Origin of the sequence: Kitasatospora sp. NPDC059571, assembly GCF_042735675.1 — a bacterium.
GTDB lineage: Bacteria > Actinomycetota > Actinomycetes > Streptomycetales > Streptomycetaceae > Kitasatospora.
The window spans coordinates 1-7,502 of the sequence record NZ_JBHWBW010000392.1; the positions used below are offsets into that span (position 1 = coordinate 1).

General features: G+C 72.2%; 4 protein-coding genes. 3 read left to right on the forward strand and 1 reads right to left on the reverse strand.

Annotated features, from left to right (window positions below; genetic code table 11):
• Positions 1-300: 300 nt before the first annotated feature.
• Positions 301-1,527, forward strand: coding sequence for a cytochrome P450 (locus tag ACFV0G_RS30695; protein WP_380555088.1), 1,227 nt, complete (start codon positions 301-303; stop codon positions 1,525-1,527).
• Positions 1,528-1,606: 79 nt separating this feature from the next.
• Here the strand turns inward: ACFV0G_RS30695 and ACFV0G_RS30700 are convergent, their stop codons facing one another.
• The gene (locus ACFV0G_RS30700; protein ID WP_380555090.1) at positions 1,607-3,319 is read right to left on the reverse strand and encodes a putative Ig domain-containing protein; all 1,713 of its coding nucleotides are present in this window, start codon (positions 3,317-3,319) and stop codon (positions 1,607-1,609) included.
• A 282-nt stretch (positions 3,320-3,601) separates the two neighbouring features.
• On the opposite strand from ACFV0G_RS30700, the gene ACFV0G_RS30705 reads away from it, so the two are divergent.
• Entirely contained in the window at positions 3,602-4,708 is a 1,107-nt protein-coding gene (locus tag ACFV0G_RS30705; RefSeq protein WP_380555092.1) for a HoxN/HupN/NixA family nickel/cobalt transporter, read from the forward strand.
• A gap of 334 nt (positions 4,709-5,042) precedes the next feature.
• Positions 5,043-7,484 (forward strand): endonuclease/exonuclease/phosphatase family protein, encoded by a 2,442-nt coding sequence (locus ACFV0G_RS30710; protein ID WP_380555094.1) that lies wholly within the window; start codon positions 5,043-5,045, stop codon positions 7,482-7,484.
• Positions 7,485-7,502 lie beyond the last annotated feature (18 nt).

Genomic DNA, 7,502 nt, shown 5'->3' on the forward strand with positions numbered 1-7,502 from the left:
GGCCCGTACCCCGCCGGGTACGGGCCGGGCCGGTCCGGTGCCACGACCGGGAGGCCGGACCCGGCAACTCGTGCCGGCCGACGGTCACGGAGGGCTATCCTTGGCGACGGTCCGCACCGACGCGCCGTCACGTGAGCCGGGAGAACCGCCGTGAGCCTCGCCCGCCCCGACGACCGGTCCGACACCCGGTCACCCGTCCCCGCTCCCGTTTCCGTCCCCGCTCACGCCCGGGATCCCGCGCCCGTTCCCCCGCGGCTCGACCCGGCAGAGGTCGGGCGCTGGCAGGAGAACGGGGGCGAGATGATCGACCTGGTGCTGCGCCTCCGCCGCCTCGGCCCGATCGCCGCGGCCGTGGCAGGCTCCCGCAGTCTCGTCCTGGTCACCGCGCCGGACGCCGTCCGGCACGTCCTGACCCGGCACCCCGACCGCTACGTCAAACGGTCCCACCGGGCGCGGGCGCTGATCGGCGACGGGCTGCTGGCCGCCGAGGGCGAGCAGTGGCGCACCCAGCGCCGCATCCTCCAGGCCCGGTTCGCCGGGCACGGCATCGAGCAGTTCACGCCGTCGATCGCGGCAGCGGCCGACCGGCTGACGGACCGCTGGCGGGCGGCCGCCGATCGCGGGCAGGACCGCGACCTGGGTGCGGACATGCAGTTCTTCACCCTCGACACCATCTGGCGCGCGCTCACCGGGCACCCGCTGGACGAGGACACCGCCCGCGACCTGCACGCCGCCTGCGCCTCCGCCGTCGCCGCCCTCCCGACCTCGCCCGCCGCCTCGAACACCGAGCTCCCGCCGGGCTTCGCCGCCGACCTCGCACGGATCGACGCCATCGCCGCCGCGGCCATCGCCGCCGCCCGGAGCGGCCGGGCCGGACCGCACGGCCGCGGGCTGCTCCACGTGCTGCTGGACGCCGCCGCCGAACACCCGCAGTACACCGACCGGCTCGTCCGCGACGAACTGGTCACGCTGCTCATCGCGGGCCACGAGACCACCGCGACCACCCTCACCTGGCTCCACCTGCTGCTGGACCGCCGTCCCGAGTGGTGCACCCGGGCCCTGGACGCGGGCCCGGCCGGCTCCCCGGCCCGGACAGCGGCCATCAGGGCACTGGTGAGCGAGACCCTCCGGCTCTATCCGGCGGCGTGGTTCATGCCCCGGTACGCGACCGAGGACGACGAGATCGGCGGCCTGCGGATCGAGGCCGGCAGCACGGTGCTCGTCTGCCCGTACCTCACCCACCGTGATCCGGCGGTCTGGCCCGGGCCCGAGCAGTTCCGTCCGGACCGCTTCCTCGATCCCGCGCACCGCCCGGTGCCCGGCGGCTACTACCCGTTCGGGCTCGGTCCGCGCGCCTGTCTCGGCGCCCGGTTCACCGTCCTGGAGACCACCGCCCTGCTGGAGCGGCTGCTGCCCGCCTTCACGGTACGGCTGCACCACCCGCCCGCCGATGCCGACGCCGATTTCGGGATCGTCGTCCGGCCCCGCGGCGACCTGACGGCCACCATCACGCGGACGGGCCGGTAGCCCGTGCAAGCGCGGTGACAGCCCGGTGCCCCCCGCCGGCGGACGAGGGGCACCGGTGCCGTCGGGCGGCGAGCCGGGGTCAGGAGACGTTGACCGCCGCGTCGTCCAGGACGAAGGAGGTCTGCTTGGTGTAGTCCTCCGCACCGGTGAACTTGAGCGTCACCGTCTGCCCGGCGTAGGGGGCCAGGTTGAAGGTGTGCTGCTGGTAGCCGGAGGCGGCATCGGTGTTGGAGTACGTGGCGAGGGTGGAGAGAACCGTGCCGGAGCTGTTGAGCACCTGGACCTTGAGGGTGTCGAAGACGGTCGTGCCCGAGCCGGCGGTGTCGATGTGCAGCCAGAAGCCGAAGTTGTAGGCGGAGCAGCCGGTCGGCAGGGTGACGGTCTGGGCGAGGGTGTCGGTGTTGGTGGTGCCGTAGCCGTCCAGCCAGGCGTCGTAGCTGCCGGAGTGCGGGGGCTCGCTCGAGCTGCTGTTGATGGTGCTGGAGCCGCCGGAGTTGGTCTCGGTCCAGGAGGCGGTGGAGCCGGCCTCGAAGCCCGGGTTGGCGAGCAGCTGGGCGGCGGTGCAGCCGCCGCCGGCGCCGCTGACGGTCCAGGTGAAGGAGGCGGTGGCGGACGGTCCGGTGGAGTCGGTCGCGGTGGCGGTGACCTGGTACGTCCCGGCGGTGGTCGGTGTGCCGCTGATCAGGCCGGTGGCGGAGTTGACCGACAGGCCGGCGGGCAGGCCGCTCGCGCCGTACGTGAGGGTGCCGCCCGCGGTGTCGGTGGCGGACAGCTGGAGGCTGGTGGCGGTGCCGACGTTGGCGGTCCGGCTGCCGGGGTTGCTGAGGGCGACGCTGCCGGAGCCGGAGCTGCTGCCGGAGGCCAGCCACTCGGTGGCGTTGAGGGCGAGCGCGGCGTCGGTGCCGGCCGGGTCGTTCCAGCCGTTGTACAGGGTGTTGCCGCTCTGGCCGGTGCCGTCGTCGACGGTGGAGCTGTCGCCCCAGATCGCGACCCGGCCGCTGCCGAAGGTGCTGGTCACGAAGAACGCGCCGGTGTTGCCGCTGTATCCGGTGCGGTAGACCAGGCCCTTGACGGCCGGGTTGTCGGCCGGGTTGAGGGTGAAGGTGGTGCCGTTGCGCAGGATGGAGCCGGTGACCGGGCCGAACGAGCCGTGCAGCACCGGGTTGCTCGCGTCGCTGATCGCCTGCGGGTTGTCGGTGGTGATGTTCAGCAGGTCGACCGAGAAGCCGAACGGGTCGGTGTTGTCGACGCCGTTGCCGGTCAGCAGGTCGTTGATGATCTTCGGGGAGTCCCAGCCGTCGTTGTTGCGGTCGCTGTTGGTGTGGTCGGAGATCAGGAACAGCCCGCCGCCGTGCTGGACGAACGACATCACCGCGGTCTTCTCGGCGGTGGAGAGCCGCACGTTCGGCTCGGGCAGCACGAAGGTGTCGAAGTTGGCGAGGTCGAGCGCGCCGCCGGTGCCGTAGGTGATGGTGGAGCCGGCCGGCAGCGTCTTCAGGCTGTAGGCGCCGGTGCGCTGGAGCGCGACGCCCCAGGCCGAGAGCGCACCCGTCCAGCTCTTCTCGGTGCTGGGGTTGGCGTTCTGGGCGAGCGGATCGGGCTGGCTGGTGCTGATGATCCAGTCGGCGTTGCCGGCCGTCTCGGCCTTGGTGTTGTCGAACAGGACCCGGTGCGGGGTGGCGGCGGCCGCCGGGGCGGGTGCGCCCAGGCCGGTCAGGGTGGCGGCCAGGACGGCCGCGGCCGCCGCGACGGCCAGGGCTGCTCTGCTGGGGATGGTGCGAGTGCCGGTCATCTGCCGTTCCTCCGTGGGGGAGTCGAGTGAACGTGGGGGTGCTCGGGTGGCAGCTGGTATTCGCGCGTAGAACCGAGTATCCGCGCGGGGCGGGGGCCCTTGGAAGGCGTGTGAGGTTAAGGGATCGCGTACGTCGTGTGTCATGTCCCGCGCCGGATGCGCCCGGCGCTGCATCGGCCCGGTCCGGTGCGCCCCTGGTGGGTAGTTGCGTACGAGTTGCAATTACGCACTTATAAGGGGAAGGATGTCCCAGCTCGTTCGTCCATCGCCGGGGAGGACCCCATGCCAACGCCAAGCCGCCTGCGCGACCGGCTCACCAGGGACGAGTGGGCCCGGCTGGCCGGCATGGCCGGCTTCGTGCTGCTGCTCCACGTGGTCGGCTGGTTCACCCTGCTGGCGGTGGTCGCCCCCCGCCACTACGACGTGGGCGGCCAGGTCTTCGGCGCCGGCATGGGCCTGACCGCGTACACCCTGGGTATGCGGCACGCCTTCGACGCCGACCACATCGCCGCCATCGACAACACCACCCGCAAGCTGATGGGCCAGGGCAAGCGGCCGCTCTCGGTGGGCTTCTGGTTCTCGCTCGGCCACTCCTCGATCGTCTTCGGCCTCTGCGCGCTGCTCGCCTTCGGCATCCGCTCGCTGGCCGGCCAGGTCGAGTCGGACGACTCCGCCCTGCACACCGCCACCGGCCTGATCGGCGTGAGCGTCTCCGGCGTCTTCCTGGTGCTGATCGGCCTGATCAACCTGGGGGCCTTCAACGGCATCCTCAGGGTGTTCCGCCGGATGAGGGTCGGCGAGTTCGACGAGGCGGAGCTGGAGCGGCAGCTGGACCGCCGCGGCTTCCTCAACCGGATCCTCGGCCGGGTCACCCGGGCCGTCACCAAGCCGTGGCACATGTACCCGGTCGGCCTGCTCTTCGGCCTCGGCTTCGACACCGCCACCGAGGTCTCGCTGCTGGTACTGGCCGGCGGCGCCGCGGCCTTCTCGCTGCCCTGGTACGCGCTGCTGGTGCTGCCGGTCCTCTTCGCGGCCGGGATGAGCCTGCTGGACACCATCGACGGCTCGTTCATGAACTTCGCCTACGAGTGGGCCTTCTCCAAGCCGGTCCGCAAGATCTACTACAACCTCACGGTGACCGGCCTGTCGGTGCTGGTCGCGCTGGTGATCGGCGTGATCGAGCTGGTCGGGCTGCTGGCCGAGAAGCTGGACATCACCTCCGGCCCGATCGGCTGGATCGCCGCGCTCGACCTCAACACGGTCGGCTACGCCATCGTGGGGCTGTTCGTGGTCACCTGGGCCGGCGCCCTGGCGTTCTGGAAGTTCGGCAAGGTCGAGCAGAAGTGGTCGGCGGCGATGCGCGAGCCGGCCGCCGCCGAGGTCGACTGACGGACCGTCCGCCGCCGCCGGCCCGCCGGGCGCAGGCGACGAGGGGCCGCCACCGGAGAGATCCGGCGGCGGCCCCTCCGTTTTGCTGACGGCGTACCAACTGTTAACGCAGGACGTCTTGTCGTGTCATTTTCTACGCGCGTATTTTGGGCGGCCGGGGGTGCTGCAGGCCCCTCGATCTACGCGGGTAGTAGCTGGTGCCGCGCGGCGCTGCGGGCTACCCCGAACCACCCTCGACCGCACCCGGGCGACCCCACGTCGACCGGGTGACCCGTGCTGCCCGCATGCCACCCGCCCGGCGGGCGGAGCGGGGCAGATTAAGGAGCCCGTCCCGGTGACCGATTCCACCGCCCGCACCCCCCGCTCCCGCAGAACGCTGCTGCGCGCGACCCTGCTGCCGTCCGCCGTGGCGGCCTCGCTGGTCCTCGTCCCGCTGCCGTCCGCGGTGGCCGCGCCGTCCGCCGACGCGGTCATCTCCGAGGTCTACGGCGGCGGCGGCAACTCCGGCGCGACGCTCAAGAACGACTTCATCGAGCTCGCCAACAAGGGCGGTGCCGCGTTCGGCCTCGACGGCTGGAGCGTCCAGTACATCTCCGGCACCCCCGGCGCCACCAGCCAGTGGGGCGTCACCCCGCTGACCGGCTCGGTCGCCCCCGGCGGCCGCTTCCTGATCGCCGAGGCGGCCGGCACCGGCGGCACCGTCGTCCTGCCGACCCCGGACGCCACCGGCACCCTGGCGCTCTCCGCCACCTCCGGCACCGTCGCCCTCGTCCAGGGCACCGACCCGCTGACCTGCAAGACCGCCGCGGACTGCGCCGCCGACGGCCGGGTCCGCGACCTGGTCGGCTTCGGCACCGCCGTCGTCCACGAGGGCAGCGGCTCCGCCCCGGGCGCGAGCAACACCGCCTCGGTCGCGCGCGCGGCCGGCCTCGCCGACACCGACGACAACGCCGCCGACCTCAAGGCCGGCGCGCCCACCCCGGTCAACAGCAAGGGCGAGACCGCGGACACCGGCGACGGCGGCGGCTCCACCGGCCCGACCGAGCCCGGCACGGTCCGGATCCACGACATCCAGGGCGCCACCCGCCTGTCGCCGAAGACCGGCGCCACCATCGCGGGCATCCCCGGCATCGTCACCGGCGTGCGCACCTACGGCTCCAAGGGCTTCTGGATGCAGGACCCGAACCCGGACGCCGACCCCGCCACCAGCGAGGGCATCTTCGTCTTCACCGGCAGCGCCGTCCCGGCCGTCAAGGTCGGCGACTCCGTGCTGGTCACCGCCAAGGTCAGCGAGTACTACCCGGCCTACAGCGGCGGCGGCCAGTCCGTCACCGAGCTGAGCGGCCCGAAGACCACCGTGCTCTCCTCCGGCAACGCGCTGCCCGCCGCCGTCCGCCTGGACGCGCGCACCATCCCGGCCGCCTACGCCCCGGACGCCGCCGGCGGCTCGGTCGAGGCGTTCACCCTGCAGCCGAAGACCTACGCCCTCGACCTGTACGAGTCGCTGGAGGGCATGCGGGTCGAGGTCGACAACGCCCGGGTCACCCAGGCCACCGACAAGTACAACGAGCTGTGGGTGGACGCCGACTGCGCCGACCCGCGCACCGCCCGCGGCGGCTCGGTCTACCTCGGCTACGACCACCCGAACGCCGGCCGGATCATGGTCCAGTCGCTCGTCCCGGTCGCCGACCAGCCCTTCCCGGTCGCCAACGTCGGCGACGAGCTGCGCGGCACCACCGAGGGCCCGCTCGACTACAACCAGTTCGGCGGCTACACCATCGCCGCGAACAGCATCGGCACCGTCCAGGACAACCACCTGCAGCGCGAGGTCACCGCCCGCCCGCTGCCCAGCGAGGCCACCATCGCCACGTACAACGTGGAGAACCTCGACCCGTCCGACCCGGACACCAAGTTCGCCCAGCTCGCCCAGGGCATCGTCACCAACCTCCGCTCGCCCGACGTGGTCGCGCTGGAGGAGATCCAGGACAACAACGGCGCCGTCAACGACGGCACGGTGGACGCCTCGGCCACGGTCGCCAAGTTCATCGACGCCATCAAGGCGGCCGGCGGCCCGGCGTACGAGTGGCGCTCGATCAACCCGGTGGACGGCAAGGACGGCGGCGAGCCCGGCGGCAACATCCGCCAGGTCTTCCTCTTCAACCCGGCCCGGATCTCCTTCACCGACATCCCGGGGGGCGACTCCACCACCGCGGTGGACGTCACCGGCACCGGCAAGCAGACTTCGCTGACCGCCTCGCCCGGCCGCATCGACCCGAACAACGCGGCCTGGACCACCAGCCGCAAGCCGCTGGTCGGCCAGTTCGAGTTCAAGGGCAAGAAGCTCTTCGTCATCGCCAACCACCTCAACAGCAAGGGCGGCGACCAGGGCCTCGACAGCCGCTTCCAGGCCCCGACCCGCAGCTCCGAGGTGCAGCGCGTCCAGCAGGCCGGCGTGGAGCACGCGTTCGTCGAGAAGCTGCTCGCGGCCGACCCGGACGCCCGGATCGTCTCGCTCGGCGACTTCAACGACTACCAGTTCTCGCCGGCCCTGAGCACCCTGACCTCCGGTGGCGTGCTGCGCGACCTGGTCAACGAACTCCCTTTCTGGGAGCGGTACTCCTACGTCTACCAGGGCAACTCGCAGGTGCTCGACCACATCCTGGTCAGCGCCGGACTGAAGCGCCAGCACGTCGACTACGACGTGGTCCACATCAACAGCGAGTTCGCGTCGCAGGCCAGCGACCACGACCCGCAGATCGTCCGTATCAAGCCGTGACCCGGTGAATGGACGGCC